Annotated in this window: 21 protein-coding genes and 2 riboswitches; of the genes, 14 read left to right on the top strand and 7 right to left on the bottom strand. The window is 29.7% G+C overall.

The genetic code is table 11. From position 1 onward, the window contains the following. Positions 1-7 precede the first annotated feature (7 nt). Entirely contained in the window at positions 8-709 is a 702-nt protein-coding gene (gene deoD, locus ACTHUW_RS06815; RefSeq protein WP_442199040.1) for a purine-nucleoside phosphorylase, read from the top strand. Between the two features lie 126 nt (positions 710-835). Here deoD and cytX read toward each other — a convergent pair whose 3' ends face one another. Both cytX and thiW read right to left on the bottom strand, forming a co-directional pair. Beyond that, positions 836-2,023 carry a putative hydroxymethylpyrimidine transporter CytX gene (cytX, locus tag ACTHUW_RS06810; RefSeq protein WP_442198301.1) on the bottom strand — a complete coding sequence of 396 codons (1,188 nt, stop codon included), beginning with the start codon at positions 2,021-2,023 and terminating at the stop codon, positions 836-838. Between the two features lie 58 nt (positions 2,024-2,081). Beyond that, complete coding sequence (gene thiW / locus ACTHUW_RS06805; RefSeq protein ID WP_442210545.1) at positions 2,082-2,558, bottom strand: energy coupling factor transporter S component ThiW; 477 nt, start codon at positions 2,556-2,558, stop codon at positions 2,082-2,084. Between the two features lie 49 nt (positions 2,559-2,607). After that, positions 2,608-2,717: riboswitch (TPP riboswitch) on the bottom strand. Between the two features lie 267 nt (positions 2,718-2,984). On the opposite strand from thiW, the gene ACTHUW_RS06800 reads away from it, so the two are divergent. The 3 genes from ACTHUW_RS06800 (at position 2,985) to ACTHUW_RS06790 (ending at position 6,585) form a co-directional block, all read left to right on the top strand. After that, positions 2,985-4,487, top strand: coding sequence for a hypothetical protein (locus ACTHUW_RS06800; RefSeq protein WP_442210542.1), 1,503 nt, complete (start codon positions 2,985-2,987; stop codon positions 4,485-4,487). 93 nt (positions 4,488-4,580) lie between these two features. Then, positions 4,581-5,021, top strand: coding sequence for an OsmC family protein (locus ACTHUW_RS06795; RefSeq protein ID WP_442210539.1), 441 nt, complete (start codon positions 4,581-4,583; stop codon positions 5,019-5,021). Between the two features lie 109 nt (positions 5,022-5,130). Then, positions 5,131-6,585 (top strand): APC family permease, encoded by a 1,455-nt coding sequence (locus ACTHUW_RS06790; protein WP_442212863.1) that lies wholly within the window; start codon positions 5,131-5,133, stop codon positions 6,583-6,585. A 46-nt stretch (positions 6,586-6,631) separates the two neighbouring features. On the opposite strand, the gene thiD is transcribed toward ACTHUW_RS06790, so the two are convergent. The 4 genes from thiD to thiM are packed head-to-tail and all read right to left on the bottom strand — an operon-like array spanning position 6,632 to position 9,497. Next, the gene (gene thiD / locus ACTHUW_RS06785; RefSeq protein ID WP_442210534.1) at positions 6,632-7,405 is read right to left on the bottom strand and encodes a bifunctional hydroxymethylpyrimidine kinase/phosphomethylpyrimidine kinase; all 774 of its coding nucleotides are present in this window, start codon (positions 7,403-7,405) and stop codon (positions 6,632-6,634) included. Beyond that, the gene (locus tag ACTHUW_RS06780; protein WP_442210531.1) at positions 7,402-8,049 is read right to left on the bottom strand and encodes an HAD family hydrolase; all 648 of its coding nucleotides are present in this window, start codon (positions 8,047-8,049) and stop codon (positions 7,402-7,404) included. Before ACTHUW_RS06780 ends, thiD begins: the two co-directional genes overlap by 4 nt. Then, positions 8,039-8,686, bottom strand: a complete 648-nt coding sequence (gene thiE, locus ACTHUW_RS06775) for a thiamine phosphate synthase (protein ID WP_442199043.1) — start codon at positions 8,684-8,686, stop codon at positions 8,039-8,041. The genes ACTHUW_RS06780 and thiE overlap by 11 nt, the downstream gene beginning before the upstream one ends. Continuing rightward, on the bottom strand, positions 8,673-9,497 hold the full coding sequence (thiM, locus tag ACTHUW_RS06770; protein WP_442210529.1) for a hydroxyethylthiazole kinase: 825 nt from the start codon (positions 9,495-9,497) through the stop codon (positions 8,673-8,675). The genes thiE and thiM overlap by 14 nt, the downstream gene beginning before the upstream one ends. A gap of 71 nt (positions 9,498-9,568) precedes the next feature. Beyond that, positions 9,569-9,680, bottom strand: a riboswitch (TPP riboswitch). Between the two features lie 121 nt (positions 9,681-9,801). On the opposite strand from thiM, the gene ACTHUW_RS06765 reads away from it, so the two are divergent. The 3 genes from ACTHUW_RS06765 to ACTHUW_RS06755 all read left to right on the top strand — a co-directional run bounded on the left by ACTHUW_RS06765 (position 9,802) and on the right by ACTHUW_RS06755 (position 13,167). Further along, positions 9,802-10,209: a PspC domain-containing protein gene (locus ACTHUW_RS06765; protein WP_442198307.1), complete on the top strand. Its 408-nt coding sequence runs from the start codon at positions 9,802-9,804 to the stop codon at positions 10,207-10,209. Position 10,210: 1 nt separating this feature from the next. Continuing rightward, positions 10,211-11,098, top strand: a complete 888-nt coding sequence (locus ACTHUW_RS06760) for a LiaI-LiaF-like domain-containing protein (protein ID WP_442198308.1) — start codon at positions 10,211-10,213, stop codon at positions 11,096-11,098. A 179-nt stretch (positions 11,099-11,277) separates the two neighbouring features. Next, the gene (locus ACTHUW_RS06755; protein WP_442212861.1) at positions 11,278-13,167 is read left to right on the top strand and encodes a polysaccharide biosynthesis protein; all 1,890 of its coding nucleotides are present in this window, start codon (positions 11,278-11,280) and stop codon (positions 13,165-13,167) included. Here ACTHUW_RS06755 and ACTHUW_RS06750 read toward each other — a convergent pair. Further along, positions 13,164-13,340: a hypothetical protein gene (locus ACTHUW_RS06750; protein ID WP_442199047.1), complete on the bottom strand. Its 177-nt coding sequence runs from the start codon at positions 13,338-13,340 to the stop codon at positions 13,164-13,166. The two genes, ACTHUW_RS06755 and ACTHUW_RS06750, sit on opposite strands and share 4 nt — an antisense overlap. Positions 13,341-13,490: 150 nt before the next feature. Here ACTHUW_RS06750 and ACTHUW_RS06745 point away from each other — a divergent pair, with 150 nt between their 5' ends. From ACTHUW_RS06745 to ACTHUW_RS06715, 7 genes are all read left to right on the top strand, one after another. Continuing rightward, a complete protein-coding gene (locus ACTHUW_RS06745) occupies positions 13,491-14,171 on the top strand; it encodes a YveK family protein (RefSeq protein ID WP_442212859.1) in 681 nt (226 codons plus the stop codon). A gap of 9 nt (positions 14,172-14,180) precedes the next feature. Then, entirely contained in the window at positions 14,181-14,867 is a 687-nt protein-coding gene (locus tag ACTHUW_RS06740) for a CpsD/CapB family tyrosine-protein kinase (protein ID WP_442212857.1), read from the top strand. After that, positions 14,864-15,652: a tyrosine-protein phosphatase gene (locus tag ACTHUW_RS06735; RefSeq protein ID WP_442198711.1), complete on the top strand. Its 789-nt coding sequence runs from the start codon at positions 14,864-14,866 to the stop codon at positions 15,650-15,652. Before ACTHUW_RS06740 ends, ACTHUW_RS06735 begins: the two co-directional genes overlap by 4 nt. A 31-nt stretch (positions 15,653-15,683) precedes the next feature. After that, the gene (locus ACTHUW_RS06730) at positions 15,684-16,340 is read left to right on the top strand and encodes a hypothetical protein (protein ID WP_442212855.1); all 657 of its coding nucleotides are present in this window, start codon (positions 15,684-15,686) and stop codon (positions 16,338-16,340) included. 71 nt (positions 16,341-16,411) lie between these two features. Then, positions 16,412-16,840: a 3-hydroxyacyl-ACP dehydratase FabZ gene (gene fabZ / locus ACTHUW_RS06725; RefSeq protein ID WP_442212853.1), complete on the top strand. Its 429-nt coding sequence runs from the start codon at positions 16,412-16,414 to the stop codon at positions 16,838-16,840. 80 nt (positions 16,841-16,920) lie between these two features. Further along, positions 16,921-18,840 carry a sensor domain-containing protein gene (locus tag ACTHUW_RS06720; protein WP_442212850.1) on the top strand — a complete coding sequence of 640 codons (1,920 nt, stop codon included), beginning with the start codon at positions 16,921-16,923 and terminating at the stop codon, positions 18,838-18,840. Between the two features lie 64 nt (positions 18,841-18,904). Continuing rightward, positions 18,905-19,216 carry a hypothetical protein gene (locus ACTHUW_RS06715; protein WP_442199362.1) on the top strand — a complete coding sequence of 104 codons (312 nt, stop codon included), beginning with the start codon at positions 18,905-18,907 and terminating at the stop codon, positions 19,214-19,216. Positions 19,217-19,318: the final 102 nt, after the last annotated feature.

Genomic DNA, 19,318 nt, shown 5'->3' with positions numbered 1-19,318 from the left:
TGATTGTATGTCAACAGCACATAATAATGCGAAAAAGGGAGATATAGCTGAAACTATATTGCTTCCAGGTGATCCACTAAGGGCGAAATTTATAGCTGATAATTATCTTAAAGATGTAGTTCAGTTTAATGATGTAAGAAATATGTTTGGCTATACTGGAACATATAAGGGAAAAAAAGTGTCTGTAATGGGTACAGGAATGGGAATTCCTTCTATAGCTATATACACATATGAGCTAATTCATTTTTATGGGGTGAAAAACCTGATAAGAGTAGGCTCATGTGGTGCATATCAAGATGATATGAATTTATATGATTTAGTAATAGCAATGGGTGCAAGTACTGATTCAAACTATGCAAATCAATTTGATTTAGGTGGTACTTATTCAGCTACAGCTTCTTATAATTTACTTGAAAAAGCTAAAAAAGCAGCAGATGAAAAGGGAATCAAAACTCATGTAGGTAATGTATTAACTTCTGATACTTTCTATCAAAATGATCCTGATTCATGGAAGAAGTGGGCTAGTATGGGAGTACTTGCTGCAGAAATGGAAACATATGCACTTTATACTAATGCAGCTAAAGCAGGTGTAAATGCTCTTACTATTCTTACAGTTTCTGATTCATTAGTTAAAAATGAAGAAACTAGTCCAGAAGAAAGACAAGAAAGTTTTACTAATATGATGGAAATAGCACTAGAACTTGCTTAAAAAATAAATAAATTCAGCAGAGAGACTATATTGTTAGCTCATGCTGAATTTATTATATTATTGGTTTTATTTAATGAATATACATCTGTTTTTTATCAGTAGATAGGTTTAACTCTAGAGTATTTGTTATATGGTGGAGGATTGGGAAATTTTTAGCTTACATTTTAAGGAAATGTAGTATAATAGTGAAACAATAATCATAACGGGGAGTGTGGTCCCTATTGATAAATCCACATTTACAACTATCCTATATATAAATACACCTAAAATCCAAATCATAAGAGCGAGAATATCTGATTTAAATTGATTTTTAAGTATGTAGTAATCTGTAATTAATATGGCAAATAAAGGTACAAACATAGCACCTATCCAAAGAAGAAAGCTTTCGTAGGCTGTCATTGGAAATGTAAGTGCGATAACAACTGAAATTACTAGAACACCTGTACCTAAATGTTTTTCAGATAATGAAGGTATAAGATTTTTAATAGATAAACCTGCACTAAAGGCATCTAGATATGTGGTTGATATTGTGGATAGCATTATGATTGCTACTCCAAAAAATCCATAGCCTTGATTTAATAATATTGATCCAATATCTGTACTTTGAAAACCTAATGCTGCTATTAGACCAACAAAATACATAAGGGAGCTTCCTATAAAATATCCTACAAAGGTCCCTAAATTTCCTGCTAATTTACTCTTGCTATCTCTTGTATAATCTGCTACTAGAGGGACCCAAGATATTGGCATTACTATAGTCAATTCTAGTGCAAGACCAATAGACATAGTATGGAGATTAGGCATAGATGTAATATCTCCAGTAGTAAGTCCAAGGCGAATTAGAATCATAGTTATAATTAGCATTAATAATCCAACAACTATATTACCTGCTTTCCATAAACCCTTCCCTGCATATAGCCATATTCCTATAAATATACCTAATACTATAATCCACAGTGATGGATTTCCAAAGGAAAATATATTTTGAGTTAATATAGAGGTAGCAGCACCACCAGATATAAGCATAATTACTGTCCATCCTATCAGCTGAATTGCATTAAGAAATGAAAATAAGCTTTTGCCATATTTTCCAAAAGTAAGTTCAGTTGTTTCCATACTTGCAAGCTTTTTTTCATATCCAATATTCCCAGCAGCAACCATAATAAAACCACCAATAACATGGCCAATTATAATTATAAATAAACCTAACTTAAAACCTAAAGGAGCAAGCAAGCCTCCGGTCATTATTTCAGCAACTGAAATTGCAGCTCCAAACCATAATGCAGTAAGACTAAATCCACTAAATTTATTCATTTTCAAATCCCCTTTTATAATGATTCTTAAAAATATTTAATACTTCCATCATATTTTTTCACTCCTTTTTATGATTTCCTAATGACTTGACTATAAATAGGCCAATAACTGATCCCCCAATACTTGAAATAATAAATGGTGGGATAAAGAAGAATACACCTATTTCAGAGCCTAAAAGAAACTTTGACAGCGGGAATGCAGCTAGACTTCCAATTATACCTGTACCAATTACTTCACCAATACTTGCAGCATATGATTTTCCAAGATATGTATAGGCAATTCCAGCAAACATTGCACCAAATATACTTCCAGGAAATGCAAGTATTGAACCGACTCCCAACATGTTTCTTAATAATGAAATTAGAAAAGCATTGGCAACTGCATAACATGGACCCAGTAGGATAGCACTTATAACATTAATTGCATGCTGCAGTGGGTAGCACTTGGCGACTCCAGCAGGAATAACGACTATGTGGCTTGCAAGTGTACCGATTGATATCAGTAATCCACTTAAAACTATTTTCTTTGTGCGCATAAAAAACCTCCTTGTATTTTTGTACTAGGAGGGAATAAGCGTCTGCATTTTATGCATTATTTGACTTTCCTACGCTGGTATTATCCAGATCAGGTATAAGGGTAAGAAACTTACGGGTTTCACTTTCAGCTGTCCTATACAGCTCCCCTAGTACAATTGTATTATTAACTTGTGAACAATATATCAGATGCTAAACGGTTTGTCAAATTAATATGTATAAAAAATACCTATAATAAATAAAAAAACAAAATTATCAAATCTTCAATATTTAAAATATTCTTTAGTATGGCTTCTCTTATAGTTTTGGTTGGGTCTACTACTTGAGATGTAGCTTCATATTGGGACTATAGATGTATCCCCAATATAAAATGTATATTGGGGATTATTTATGTTTAAATTTTTTAGTATTGTGGATAATACTATATTATGATGATAAAAAAAGATATAGATAAATTCAAACCTTATTGGCCGGAGACTTTAATTTTTTGGGGTGCAGGAGCTACAGCAAGCTTGGGACTAAGTTCGACTTCTAAAATTGGAGAAATAATATATATTCTTTCAGATATAGATTCATGTGAAAGTTTAAAAATAAGAATAAATAGAGCATTTCCAAGTGTAGAAGAAAATATAAAGGATGAATTAGAAAGTTTAATTACAATATTAGATGAAGAAAAGTGTGATATAGAAGCTGAAAGAAATTTAGGATTTTCTAAGAAACGTATTTCTGAACTTAAGAAAATATATAATTTCTTTATTCTAAAAGAGATAATGAAAAGATGTCCAGGGATTAAAAATGGTGAGTTTAATCTAGTTGATTTATATAATTTAATAGATTTACATATACAAACAGGTCAGGGATTTAATACTGAAAAAACTTATGTAAGACCTGAACAATTAATTATAGCAAGGAATACTTTAAATATGATTATATCTATAATTCATGCTATAGAATATAGGCTAGCTTTAAGGGATAAAAGAAAAGAAATAAATGATTATTTTCAATTTGTATGTTTGCTAGAGGAAATCATGCAAAATGAAGGTAGGAGTAAAATAAATGAGGAAATTAATTTATATGATAGAGATTTTTATTTATTTAGCTATGCTATTATTAGTATGAATTGGGATCCAATATTTTTGTGGATATTATTTAATGCCCATAGAAAATTAAATAAGGATTCTTCTATAAAACTATTTACTGATCTAGCATATTTCATGGCAATTCGTGAAATAGAAGGACATAGCCCAAGTCACTTTTTTCCTATGAATGAAACTGCTGTGCAAAGATTAAATTATAATGAAAAATTAACTGGAGAAACATTTAGAATTGGTAAGTTTTATTTTCCCCATGGATGCCATGGTTTTAGAGAATGTCCCAATTGTGGTAAATTGACTTTTTATCTAGGTGATGAATGGAATATATTTTCAAAGACTCTTTTCCCTCCTCAAATTATTCCTTCTTTAGCTTATAATAGTTATAGGTCTTTTGAAGAAAAAGAAAAACATGATTATGGTAAGATAGATGCGCTTCAATGTACTCACTGCGGTCATATGACTGAGACCCACCATACTTTTTTAGAGATGCCTACTAATTTTAAGGCAAGACATCCTTCATTTATCCAGGAAATTGAAAGAGATATGAAAATAGCAATACAAAAAGCTAAACATATTATTTTCATGGGATATTCTTTGCCTAAAGATGATTTAATATATAGGAGCATACTTGCTGGAAGAAAAGAAATAGGTAAGGATTCTCCTAAATGTTCTATTGTAAATTTTGATAGAAGCCTACCTGATAAATGGATATATAAAGATGAGATATTATCTTATGATGTTAATAATAGGAAAAAAGAAATATTTGAAAATATATCTGAAATTTTTGGGGAAGATAATATAAGGTTTTTGGTAAAGGCATACCAAATGTATTTTTAGAAAATGATAAAGTAAGTATGAAAAGAATAAAAGGATTATTGAATTGGACATAATTAGTAAAGAAAAAAATATAAAAAATTAAGGAGATAAAATATGACTATAGAAGTTTCAAAGGCGACATCACATTTATTAGATGGAGTAAAGGTAGAATCAAGTGTTCGAGAATTTAAAATGATTTTAGATGAACCTGAAAAAACAGGAGGTACAAATAGTGCAATGCATCCTGTAGAGGCACTTCTTTGTGCGCTTGGATCTTGTCAATCTATAATAACTAGAGGGATTGCAGAAAAGATGGGTGTAGAAATTGAAGATTTAAAGATTGAACTTGAAGGAAAACTTGATACAAGAGGATTTGAAGGTGATACTAGCATAAGGCCTGGACTAGCAGATATTAAATCTAAATTCATCATAAAATCTAATGAATCGCAAGAAAAGATTAATGAGATGATGGAAAAGGTGAAAGAATTTTGTCCAGTAGGAGATACTGTATCTAATGGAACAAATTTAGAGGTTGATTATAGCATTAAAAAATAAGTTAAAACAATTACTCCCCAATATAAAATGTATATTGGGGATAATTTTTATTTATTTTAGGAAATTTGTGGGTAAGTATAAAAAATAAGTATTAAAAATAATATAAGAGGTGTTTAAGATTTTAAAAAAGAAAAGAAAGAAAAAAGTCAAACTAGAAAAGAGTTTAAGTCCTATTAATGTATTTTCACTCGCAGTTGGTAGTATCATAGGTTGGGGTACTTTTGTTATGCCGGGGAATTTATTTTTAAAAACTGCAGGGCCATTAGGTACAGCTATAGGTATGAGTATAGGTGCTATTATAATGTCTATAATTGCTATAAGTTATGGATATATGGTGCAAAAGTTTCCTGTTGCCGGTGGAGAATTTGCCTTTTCTTTTAAGGGATTTGGTAGAAATCATGCCTTTGTATGTGCTTGGCTTTTAGGATTATCTTATCTTTCTATTGTGCCTTTAAATGCTACAGCTCTTGCCATGATAGGAAGATATATGTTTCCTGGTTTATTACAAAGAGGACTCATGTACTCAGTTGCTGGCTGGGATGTATATTTAGGTGAGGTTTTATTTGCATCTATTGCTTTAATTATATTTGCTATAACAAGCATCAAAGGTATGAAAGTTTCTGGTGTTTTACAGACTATAATGAGCTTTATTTTAATTTTTGCTATTTTAATATTAACTATTGTAGGATTTTTAAGAACTGATAATCCAATTGAAAATTTAAAGCCATTCTTTGTTGAAGGTATTCCACCTTTATCAGGAATACTTGCTATAGTTGCTATTGCTCCTTGGGCGTATGTAGGTTTTGATTCTGTTCCTCAAGCAGCTGAAGAATTTGATTTTGAGCCTAAGAAAGCTTTGAAAATAATGATTTTTTCTATTACTTTTGGTGGAATCATGTATATATCTATGAATACAGTTACAGCTTTAGTGTTGCCATGGGAATCTGCTATGGAAAGTGAACCTTTTTGGATAACAGGTGATGCTATTGAATCCCTTTTAGGGAATGTAGGATTACTATTACTTGGACTTGCACTTATTTCTGCTATTATTGCTGGTATAATAGGCTTTTATATGGCTTCTAGTAGATTACTTTTATCCATGGCAAGGGCAAAGGCGCTTCCTAGCTGGTTTGGTAAGATTCATCCCAAGTATCACACTCCTGTAAATGCACTGAAGTTTGTACTTTTAATTGCTTTAATTACCCCTTGGTTTGGAAGGCAAGTTTTAACATGGGTTGTAGATATGGCATCTATTGGTGCAGCTACTGGATATTTTTACACTTCAACTTCAGCCTTTAAATTTCTTAGAAAGGAAAAGGGGCCTATTTTACTTAAGATAGCTACAGTTTTAGGTGCTATATTATCTGTAGGATTTATATTACTTCTTATAGTTCCAGGAATGCCAGCATACTTATCATTGCCATCTAGGATAGCACTCATTATTTGGGCAGCTCTTGGTATAGTATTTTACCTATCAATTAGAAAATCATATCAAGAATTATCTAGAAAAGAATTAAATAGATTAATAATTAAAGGACATATTGAAGATGAAGAAGTAAGTTAAAAGGAAAACCTCAGTAATTATATATATAATTACTGAGGTTTTTATCTTATACACAATGATTTAAAGGTCCACTAGCTGATCCTATATCAAGTCCTGCCTGTAATGTACGGGTTATATATTTCTTAGCATCTCTTACACTTTCTTCTATGTTTAAACCTTTGCCTAAATTACATGCAATTGCAGATGATAATGTACATCCAGTACCATGAGTATTTGGGTTATCAATTCTATTTTCATTAAACCACATTATATTTCCTTTAAAGAAAAGCAAATCATCAGCACTATCAGTAAGATGACCTCCTTTAATTAAAATATGTGCATCTAAAAACTTTGAAATGTCTTTGGCTGATTTTATCATGTCCTCTTTACCATAAATATTAAATCCACATAGACTTTCTGCTTCAAAAATATTTGGAGTAATTACATCAGCTAGGGGTAATAATTTAGTCTTTAAAGCATCCATTGCATCTTCACTCATTAATTTATGTCCACTTGTAGAAAACATCACAGGATCTACTACTATATTTTTTCCTTTATATTCTTTAAGCTTCTTAGAGATTGCTTCTATGATTTCTTTAGAAGATACCATACCAATCTTTATTGCATCAGGAAAAATATCTTCAAAAATACAGTCAAGTTGTTTAGATACAAATTCTGGACTTGTTTCATTTACACCATAAACTCCAGTGGTATTTTGGGCAGTTAGGGCTGTAATTGCACTCATAGCATACATTTTATGAGCTGTAATGGTCTTTATATCTGCTTGTATGCCTGCACCTCCACTACAATCTGAACCTGCAATACTTAAAATTTTTTTCAAAACAATTCCTCCATTTCTTTAAAAGAATTAATAAAATAATCACTTAATTCTTTAATTTCTTGTGAGTTTTCTTTTGATGATTCATCATAGATACTTACAAGATCAAATCCTTCATCTTTGGCTGTTTTTATAGCATGAAGTGAATCTTCAAATACAATAACATCTTCTTTTGAAACACCTAATTTTTGCATTGATTTTATAAAGATATCTGGTTTAGATTTGCTAACAGAAATTTCTCCTGATGTAATAATAAATTCAAAACAATCTAAAACACCTAATCTTTTGAGTGCTTTTTGTGAAAGAGTTTTATCTAATTCAGTTGCTACACACATTTTAATACCTTTTGATTTAAGATTATAAAGATATTCCTTGACATAAGGCTTTAGTTTTATTTCATATAGATATTTATTTTCTACTATTTTATTGATAGATTCAATTATTTGATCTACAGATAATTGAATAGCAAATGTATCTATAAAATAATTTGCAGACTCATTAAAACTCATTTCTTTTATAATTTCATTTAAATTATGTGGTGATGATACACCTTGATTTTCTAAAAATATTTTACCTACACTATCCCAACTATCCATTGAATCTAAAAGGGTTCCATCTAAATCAAATATAGCTGCTTTATACTTCATAGGAAACCATCTTGGAAGATAAATTATATAGCTTTTTACTAGCATCATAAATGTTTTCTTTTGAAAATATTGCAGATATTACGCAAATGCCATCAACACCGCTGCCTTTTAGTTTCAGGACATTTTCTTCATTTATACCCCCTATTGCGACGACTGGTATAGAAACTGCATGACAAATATCTTTTAAAGTATCCATTGAAACGACCTTTGCCTCTTCTTTAGTACTAGTGCTTACTATAGCTCCAACGCCTATATAATCTGCTCCATTTTCTTCTGCTGCTTTTGCCTCTTTAACTGTAGATGCAGATACACCAAGAATTTTATCTTCCCCTATAAGATTTCTAACATTCCTAGCATTCATATCTTCTTGTCCTACATGAACCCCATCTGCATTACATTTAATGGCAACTTCTACATTGTCATTGATAACAAATGGTAGCTTATATCTATCAGTTATAACTTTTATTTCCTTTGCTTCTTTTAAAAAGTCTTCAAAAGGCAAATCTTTTTCTCTTAATTGTATAAATGTTGCGCCTGCTTTTAATGTATCTTCTACTTGGTCTACAAGAGAATTTTCTCCTAGCCATGTTCTATCTGTTACAACATATAAAAGCATAGACTTTTTATCTATTTTCAATATTAATTCCTCCTTTTAATTTTTCATAATTCATTTTACTTATTTCATCAATTAAAAGCATTCTATAGGTAGAAGTACCACCGTCTATTTCTTGTAATTTTTTAAAAGCTAATTCGCCAGCTAAACCCATATGAGCTACAGCTAAAGTACTTGCATCAAGAATAGTATTTTTGTTTGCGCCACAGTAGGTAGCCGCTACATTAGTAAGCATACAACCAGTGCCTGTGATTTTGGACATTAGAGGATTGCCATTATAAATAACTTTTGCTTTTTCATGACTTGCTACGATATCAATAGCTCCTGTTAAAGCAATAACTGATCCAGTTTTTTTGCTTAAATTTTTACAAAGTGTAACCATTGCTTGTAAGTTTTCTTCTTCTATCTTATCCTCTGCATTTGCATCTACACCGCTTGTAGTTCCACTTCCTTCATAGATAGCTTTTATCTCAGAAGCATTGCCTCTAATAACAGAAAAATGTATTTCTTCTAATAGTTTAAAAGTGGTTTCATTTCTAAAGGTGGACGCCCCTACAGCTACAGGATCTAATATGACTGGATTTCCAATTTCGTTAGCTTTTTTACCAGCTGCTATCATTGCCTTTATTACTCTTTCATTTAAAGTTCCTATATTGATAACTAATGAATCACAAATAGAATTTATTTCTTCTACTTCTTCGATTCCATCTGCCATAATAGGGGAACCCCCAGCAGCTAGTACAATGTTTGCACAGTCATTTACTGTTACATAATTGGTAATAGAGTGAACTAATGGTGTTTTTTCTCCCACATTTTCATAAACTTCTTTAAACATATTTATCTCCTCCATTAAAGTAATTTTTATATATAAAAAAAGCATGTTCTAGAAATATAGAACATGCTTAAAAAATTTATAAAAACATATTCCTACGCTGGCATTATCCAGATCAGGTTTAAGGGTTTTCATCGCTTTAGATTTGTTCTCAGCCTGCTTGCACAAGCACCCCTATAGATATTCAATTAATTAAAATTATAGCATTTCTTATAATGTTAGTCAATTAATATAGAAGTTTATGGGTATCCTTGTGATATAATAAATACAAATGATACATATAATTTAAGGAAGGGAGATGTTTAATTTGGATGGTAAACTTTATAAGTCTACTAGTGATAAAATAATAGATGGGGTATGTGGTGGGGTTGCTGATTATTTTGATATTGACTCATCTATTGTACGATTAATTTGGGCAGCTTCTGTTTTGTTTGCAGGAACTGGTATCTTTCTATATATTATAGCTGCTATAATATTGCCACGTGATGTGGAGTTAAATAGAAGTGAAAACAATCAATATATTGAAGGTGGGGTCACAGATAAGAAAGATCACAATAATGATAATAATAGTAGGAGTATTGGATTTATATTTATTGGTCTAGGAGTGTTTTTATTTCTTAGAAGATTTTTCAATATATTTGATTTAAGGTTCTTTTGGCCTTTTGTGCTTGTAGCTGTTGGTTTATTTTTAATATTTAAAGGAAAGAGGGATTGATATGAAAAAAAGAAATGTTATCTTTGGGATTGTATTAATAGCTCTTGGTCTAATTTGGCTTCTTTCTAATATGGATATACTAAATTTTGATTTATTTATTTTGATAGATTCTTTATTTGATTTGTGGCCATTAATTCTCATTGTAATTGGTATTAATATCATATTTAAAAATAAGATATTAAATACTGCACTTTGGATAATATTTATAATTATTGTAATTGCTTATGGATTTTTTATAAATGATACTAATGATGTAAAAAATGATTACAGTGAAGATTTACTTGTGGAAATGAGTGAGGGTATTATAAAGGGTGAACTAGATATAGATTTGGGTGCAGCAAAATATAATATAAATTCATATAATAGTCAAACAAGTTTGGCAAAGATATCTTCAAATAATAGATTCAATCATAATTATGAATCAGGAACCAGCAATAATAGTCAAAGAGTAAATGTTTCAAATGACATGTCTAATAATATCTTTAATAATAAAAGTAATTTAGATATTGATATTAATAACAAGCTTATATGGAATATAGATGTAGATAGTGGTGCTAGTTCTGGAAAGTTAAATTTAAAGAATGTGAAGGTACAAAAGATAGATTTGGATTTAGGTGCTGGAAAGATGGATATTGATTTTGGAGATTTACATTCTACAAGCTATGTAAATATAGAATCAGGTGCCTCATCTATAGTATTAAATGTGCCAACTGATGCTGGACTTAAGATAGAGATGGATGGAGCATTAAATTCTACTAATATAGATGATTTAGGTCTAATAGAATCTGAAGAGGATGTTTTAATTTCTAAAGATTATGTTAAAAAAGATACTAATTTTGATATAAAGGTAGATATGGGAGTAGGCAGTTTTAAAATTAATAGATATTAGGTTTTAAACACTCATAAGTATATGAGTGTTTAACTCTGTCGAAATATGTCTAAAAATATCGTACTTTGTATTATAAAAAATATGTATATATTTGTATAAATTGTTGTTTATAATGTATATTTATTATAAAATGAAGATATAGTTGGTAAAATTACTATAACTATGGAAGAAGGGGTCATGTGGAGAAGAAAAAAAGAATAATTATGTTGCTTGCAATAGATATTTTTCTCATAAGTACAGCATTCTTAGTTTCATTTTACTTAAGGTTTGATATGAATATACCTTGGAATATTATGCAGCTTTATATTGATAATATTTTTGCTATAACTTTGATTAAAATATTAGTATTTGCATACTTTGGCATATATAATAGCCTTTGGAGATATGCAAGCATTGATGAACTAATGCAAGTAATAGTTGCTGTAATACTTGCTAATGCAGGAATGATTAGTTATTTATATGTAATGAATATTCATTTTCCAAGAAGCATTTATTTATTAGTTGCTATTTTAGATATTATGTACATAGGTGGGGTTAGATTTAGCTATAGATTTTTAAGAAAGATGAAAAATGAAAAGCTATTTAATAGTGAAAAAAGAAAGCGCATCATGGTAATAGGTGCGGGGGATGCTGGTGCTATGGTTATAAAGGAATTTAAAAACCATACAGAACTTATGAGTAATCCTGTGGTATTAATTGATGATGATGTTTCAAAAGAAGGTAGAAAGATACATGGTGTACCTGTAAAGGGGCAGAGATACGATATAAAAGGACAGGCTATAAAAAACAATATTGATGAAATAGTAATAGCTATGCCTTCATCTACTAAGGCTGAGATTAAAGAAATAATAGAAGAATGTAAAACTACTAAATGTAAGGTGAAGACACTTCCTGGCATGTTTGAACTTATTGATGGTAAGGTAAGTGTCAAACAACTTCGTGAGGTTGAAATTTCTGATTTGTTAGGCCGAGATGAAGTTACCCTTGATTGCATGAAAATCAATGATTATATAAATGGTAAAAAAATACTTATAACTGGTGGGGGAGGATCCATTGGATCAGAACTATGTAGGCAAATTGCAAAATTTAAACCAAAAGAACTTATAATACTTGATATATATGAAAATAATGTATATGATCTTCAAAATGAACTTAAAAGGCAATATGGTGATACCTTAAATTTAAAGGTACTAATAGCATCTGTTCGTGACAAGGAAAAGATAGATCATATAATAGGAGATTTAAAGCCAAATGTAATATTTCATGCAGCAGCTCACAAACATGTACCACTTATGGAAGCCAATCCCCATGAAGCTGTAAAGAACAATGTATTTGGTACATTTAATGTTGCACGTGCTGCAGATAAGTTTAATGTAGATAAGTTTGTTATGATTTCTACTGATAAGGCAGTAAATCCTACAAATATAATGGGAGCTACAAAAAGACTTTGTGAGATGATAGTGCAAGCTATTGATAAGAAGAGTAATACAGAATTTGTTGCGGTGAGATTTGGAAATGTACTTGGTAGTAATGGATCCGTTATACCATTATTTAAAAGACAAATTGCTGAAGGTGGACCTATCACTGTAACTCATAAAGATGTTATCAGATATTTCATGACAATACCTGAAGCTAGTCAATTGGTACTTCAAGCAGGAGCTATGGCTCGTGGTGGAGAAATATTTGTACTAGAGATGGGTGATCCTGTTAGGATAATAGATTTAGCAAAGGACCTTATAAGGCTTTCGGGTCTTGAGGTTGGAAAAGATATTGATATTGATGTAGTAGGGCTTCGTCCTGGTGAAAAGTTATTTGAGGAATTACTAATGGATGAAGAAGGACTTATTTCTACTGAGCATTCTAAAATACATATTGGCAAGCCTTTATTTCAAGACTATAATGTATTGGTCAAACAATTAGAAGCAATTGAAGATGTTATGAATAATGGAAGTAACTCTGATATAAAAAGTGCCATAGCAAAACTTGTACCAACTTATAAGAAAGCAGAAGAGATAAATAATGTACGAGAATTTAAGGGGATAAAAAAGATTGAATCATCTTCAAATTAAAATGAAGAAAATACAATCAGAGTAACTCCTATTATGACAGGAACTAAGATAATGGATGATAGCAAAATGAGATTCATTTTTTCTTCATTTGTAAGTATATCAGAAGCTTCATAATAACCATTTATCTTTTTTCTTTTATGTAGTTTTGTTGCTAACTTAGTTATTTTTGGCATGTTCTCCACCTCAAATAAAATATTATCAATGTTTCAACAAAAAATCAACAGTTAATTATAACTTTTTTAACAAAACAATTGAATATATAAAGATAACATTATATAATTAGCATGTGTTAAAAAAGGAACTAAATTTATGGGGGTAAACAAATGGAAGAAATTGAATTAAGAGAATTGTTTTTTATAGTGTGGAAGAAAAAGTGGCTTATTGTACTTATAACTCTTGTAAGTATTATAGCAAGTGCTCTTGTAAGTTTTTTTATATTGCCTAGTGAATATGAAACTTATACCACACTAATGGTTGGAAAGTCTAAGGAATATTCTGGCATGAATCAGTCAATTGAATATAATGATGTACTTTTAAACAAACAACTTGTATCTACTTATGGGGAGATAGCAAAGAGTAGAGCAGTAGGTCAGGAAGTTATAGATGAATTAGGTCTTGACATAAATCATGGTCAGTTTAGTGAAAAGCTAAATGTAAGTCTTGTAAATGAAACTGAAATAATAAAATTATCAGTAACACATGATGATCCAAAGGAAGCAGCTGTGATAGCAAATGAAACAGCAAAGATTTTCATGGAACAAGTAAAGCAAATAATGAATATAGATAATGTACAAGTTATAGATAGGGCCCTTGTACCTGAAAATGCAGTTAGTCCAAAGCCACTGTTAAATATAGCTATAGCTGGTGTGCTTGGAATCATGCTTTCTGTGTTTGTTATATTTATTTTAGAATATCTAGATAATACTATAAAGACAGCAAATGATATAGAAAAGCATCTGGATCTTCCTGTAATAGGAATGATACCAAAAACAGCAGATAAGTAGGGGGAAAATATGAGTAGATATAAGATAGTAACGCATTATGATCCAAAGAGCCCTATAGCAGAAGCATATAGGTCTCTTAGAACAAACATACAATTTTCAAATTTTGATAAGAAGCTTCAATCCATAGTTGTAACAAGCGCAGGACCAGGGGAAGGAAAGAGTACTACAGCTGTAAATTTAGCTGTATCTATGGCACAAGATAATAAGGCAGTACTTTTAATAGATTGTGACTTTAGAAAACCTCAAATGCATAAATATTTTGCTATATCTAATAGGATTGGAATTACAAATATAATAGCTGAAGGAATAGAGAAAGATCTAGCTGCAAGCACTATAAGTGAATTTAAATTAGATGTCTTACCATCTGGTCCAATCCCACCAAATCCATCAGAATTATTAGGATCTAATAGAATGAAGGAATTTATTCATTCTATGGAAAACATCTATGATATGGTAATAATAGATGCACCTCCTGTAGGAGTTGTAACAGATGCTTCTATAATTTCAACCTATGCAGGTGGAGTAATACTTGTATGTGGTTCAGGTCAGGCTCATATAGATGCAGTGCAATATTCAAAAGAGTTGATTGAAAAGGTTGGAGGAAATATATTAGGTGTGGTTCTTAATAAAATACCTATGAATGAAGGAAGTTATTATAAATATAATTATCAATCATATTATGGGGATGCAAAATGATAGATGTTCATAGTCATGTACTTCCCTTTATAGATGATGGTGCAAAGGATATGGAGACTTCTATAGAGATGTTGAAAATAGCAGAAGGTGAAGGCATAAAATATATTTTTGCAACTCCACACTATATAGAAAATGAAGGCTATAATGAAAAGCTTAAAAATAATGAAATATTAGAGCAAGTTAATATTGAATTAAAAAAAGAAAATATTGATATAGAAATTATTCTTGGAAATGAAGTATATATTAGTCCAAATATCATAGAATTAATTGAAAAAGAAGAGGTATCACTTTTAGGAGATAGTAATTATTTGCTTATAGAACTTCCCATGGCTCAGATTCCCATATATTTAGAAGATATAATATATGAATTAAAATTAAAAGGGATAATCCCTATAATTGCTCATCCTGAAAGATATAGAGAAGTTAAAAATGACCCTAATATACTTAAAAAATATATAGAATTAGGTGCATTTGCTCAACTTAATCTAGGTTCATTAATGGGAGATTATGGTGACGATATAGAAAGAACTGCGAAGATATTACTTGAACATAATATGATTCACTTTTTAGGAACGGATGCGCATTCAAGAACTAGAAGACCTCCTAGGGCAAAAGATGCAATAAAAGTTTTAGAGGCTATTATAAGTAAAGAAAAGATCAATGATTTAATAGAAATTAATCCTATGAGAATAATTAACAATGAAGAATTTGAAGCAGGCGATGTGACTCAATATAAAGAAAAAAAGGGAATTCTAAACTTTTTAAAAGAGAAATTTAAAAAATAATCGAGATAAAATATTTTAAGGAAGTGAAAATTTGAAAAAAACTACAATCTTAAATATTTTACTAATGATAATAGCTGTAGTTATAATATTTGCTGGGATAAGGATAAAAGATGCAAAAGCTAATGAAGTTTCAAAAATAAAAACTACAGAAAAAAAAGAAGAAAAGAAAGACAAGGAAGTAAATGAAATAAAAGATGATAATGATAATAAAAATGAGATAATAATGGATGACTTAGAAGACATTTTAGGTGAAAATTATATAGAATTAAAAAAAGAATACTTAGAAATATATCTTGAAAACAAAGAAAATCAAGAGGATGAAGAAGAGATAGAAGAGCTTGAAGATGAAGATAATGAAGAGATTCAAGATATTGAAGAAGAAAAAGAAGAAAATATTCAATATAAACCTACTAAACCAAAAAATCCATCTAAACCAAGCACAAACACGCCATCCAAGGATGAAGATGAAGACAAGGATCAAGATACTGATAAAGATAAGAATCCTGTAAAAGAAGAAGATGAGGATCAAGATACTGATAAAGATGATGATAAGGTTGAAAATCGACCTGAAACTGAATCAATAGAACCAGATCCATCACCAGCACCAGAAGAAACTACTCCACCTAAAGATGATGAGAAAGATCCATCCCCTCCAGAAGATACTGAACATACAAATAGTATGCAATAATTAATACTTGTATTTCATTCTATATTAATATAGAATGAAATTAGTAGCAAGTCTTAATATGGGGTGATAAAATGCTTGATATAAAAGAAATACAAAAAATTATACCGCATAGATATCCATTTCTTTTAGTTGATAAAATAACACAATTAGAAGAGGGAAAAAAAGCGGTTGGGATTAAAAATGTCACTATAAATGAACCTTTTTTTCAGGGGCATTTTCCAGATAATCCACTGATGCCTGGTGTACTCATAGTTGAAGCTATGGCTCAAGTTGGAGCTGTTGCTGTTATGACATTGGATGAAAACAAGGACAAATTAGCGGTATTTACTGGTATAGATAAGATTAGATTTAAAAAACAAGTTAGACCAGGAGATACTTTGATTATGGAAGTCGAACTTATAACTATGAAAAGAGGAATAGGAAAAGCAACTGCTATAGCAAAAGTAGATGGACTTGTAGCAGCTAAGGGAACACTTATGTTTGGAATAATAGATAATTAAAAAGACAGAATATCTGTCTTTTTTTAGTTGTAATTTATGATATATTCTATATGGGGAGAAATAAGAAAAGGGGGAGTATTTTGGGTGGTATTAGTTTCAAAGATGTGAAAAACATCATTAGAAAATGCTTGATAGCAATTATACCTATTACAATAATATTCATATTATTAATTAATCATACAGAAAGTAAAGCAATGCAGAAAATAAAAGGATATATAGTAAATAATTCTAATGCTTTAAAAGATAATATTATATTTGGAATGAATCAAAATCAAATGTTAACTCTTCTATTCATAAATATATTGCTTATATTTTTGACAATTATAAGATACATATATATTAAAAATAAATCAGAACTTGGTATAGCTGAAAATGTGGCAAAAAACACAAATGATGCTGTAATAATTACAGATAGATACAACAATATTACATATGTAAATGAATCTTATGAAAAGATAACAGGGTATAGTAAAGAAGAAGTGATGGGCCATACTCCAGGAAATTTTAAATCTGGAAAGCATAAAAAAGAATTTTACAAAGATATGTGGAAAAGTATAAATAAAAAAGGATATTTTAGAAGTGAATTGTGGGATAAGAGAAAGGATGGAGTGCTCTATCCTAAAGATTTGTCTATCTATAAAATTAATAATAAACTTGATAAAAAAGATTTTAAATATATAGGTATTTTTACTGATTTAACTGATATAAAGAGGGACCAAGAATTCATAGATAAATTAAAAGATTATAATATAGATACGGATTTACCAAATGAAAATTTATTGTTTAAATTAATCAACAATAGTATTTCAAAAAAACAAGAAAAATTTTTTGTGGTTTATCTATCTATAGAAAACTATAATACCATAGTCTTAAATTCAAATGAAAATTTAGAATATAATCTAAAGATTTTCATAAGGAGAATAAATACTATATTAGATGATAAGAATTTCATAGCTCATATATCTAAGAGTAAATTTGTAATAGGCCTATCTTCCTTTGATTCAAAAGATAAGGTTGAAAATTTCATGAAGAAACTTATTGATGTCAGTAAATTATCATATTTTATAAGGGATAATGAGTTATATTTTGATATAAAAGCAGGTGTTTGTAACTATCCAGATGATGGGAAATATGTAAATGAACTTTTGGTAAATTCAAATATTGCATTAGATAAGGCAATTGGTACAAAAGGAAAATATTATTTATATTTTGATGAATCATTTAAAGAAGACATACAAAAAGAGCAAGAAATAAAAATGATGTTAAATAAGGCTATAATATATGATGAATTTAGTATCAATTATCAACCACAAATAGATTCAAGAAACAATCAAATAGTAGGTGCTGAGGCTCTTTTAAGATGGAATACTAAAAAATATGGCTTTATATCTCCAGCAATTTTCATACCTATAGCTGAAAAAACAGGCCAAATAGTTGAGATAGGCTATTGGGTTATAGATAGGGTATTTAATGAATATATGATTTTCAAGGAAAATATAAATGAAAACTTTAGGATTTGTATAAATATTTCACCTATGCAATTTAATGATGAAAACTTCATAAAGAGGATAAAAGAATCTATCATTAAAAACAATATTGACACAAATTATTTTGAACTTGAAATCACAGAGAATTTACTATTAGATGATTTAACAAAAGTAAATAAAAAATTAAAGGAACTTAAAGATTTGGGATTTACTATAGCCATTGATGATTTTGGCACAGGATATTCTTCACTTTCCTATATAAAACAATTGCATATAGATAAATTAAAGATTGATAGGGCATTTATAAAGGATTATCCTGAAAAGGATAATGGTGAAATAGCAGATATAATTACAATAATGTCTCGCACTTTAAGATTAGAAGTAATAGCAGAAGGGGTAGAAACTAAAGAACAAGTAGATTATTTAAGGTCAAAAGGCTGCCATTTAATTCAAGGGTATTTTTATAGTAAACCTATACCACCTTCTGACTTTGTCAAATATTTAAAGGGTTAATATTGTTTGTTTTTTAGTATTATATGATATAATAAAAATAATATTAAACAAAGGAGCAAATGCCATGGATGATAAGGTCTTTACTTTACTAGAAAAAATGTATGTAGAAATGCAAGGTATGAAACAAAACATGACAACTATGGAAAGCAAGATGACTGCCATTGAAAGTAATATGACTACTATGGAAAGCAATATGGCTACCAAGCATGATATAGTAAGATTAGAAAATAAAATGGATACAAATTTCAAAGCACTATATGATGGATTGAAATTAAATACAGAAAAATTATATGATGTAGAGACAAGACTTGGAAGTTTAGAAGATAAAGTAGAAAAAAATGAACTTGAAATAAGAGTTATAAAGGGTGCAAACTAATAAAATAGTTTGCACTTGTTTGTTTTTTCTCCTTAAGGGTAAAATATCTATTAGAACATACTGTTTAAAGGAGAGGATATTGTGCCTAATTTAACTGAAAAT

This window comes from Senegalia sp. (in: firmicutes) (assembly GCF_052088025.1).
Taxonomy (GTDB): Bacteria; Bacillota; Clostridia; order Tissierellales; family SIT17; genus Anaeromonas.
This window is presented reverse-complemented; position numbering and strand designations above follow the sequence as displayed.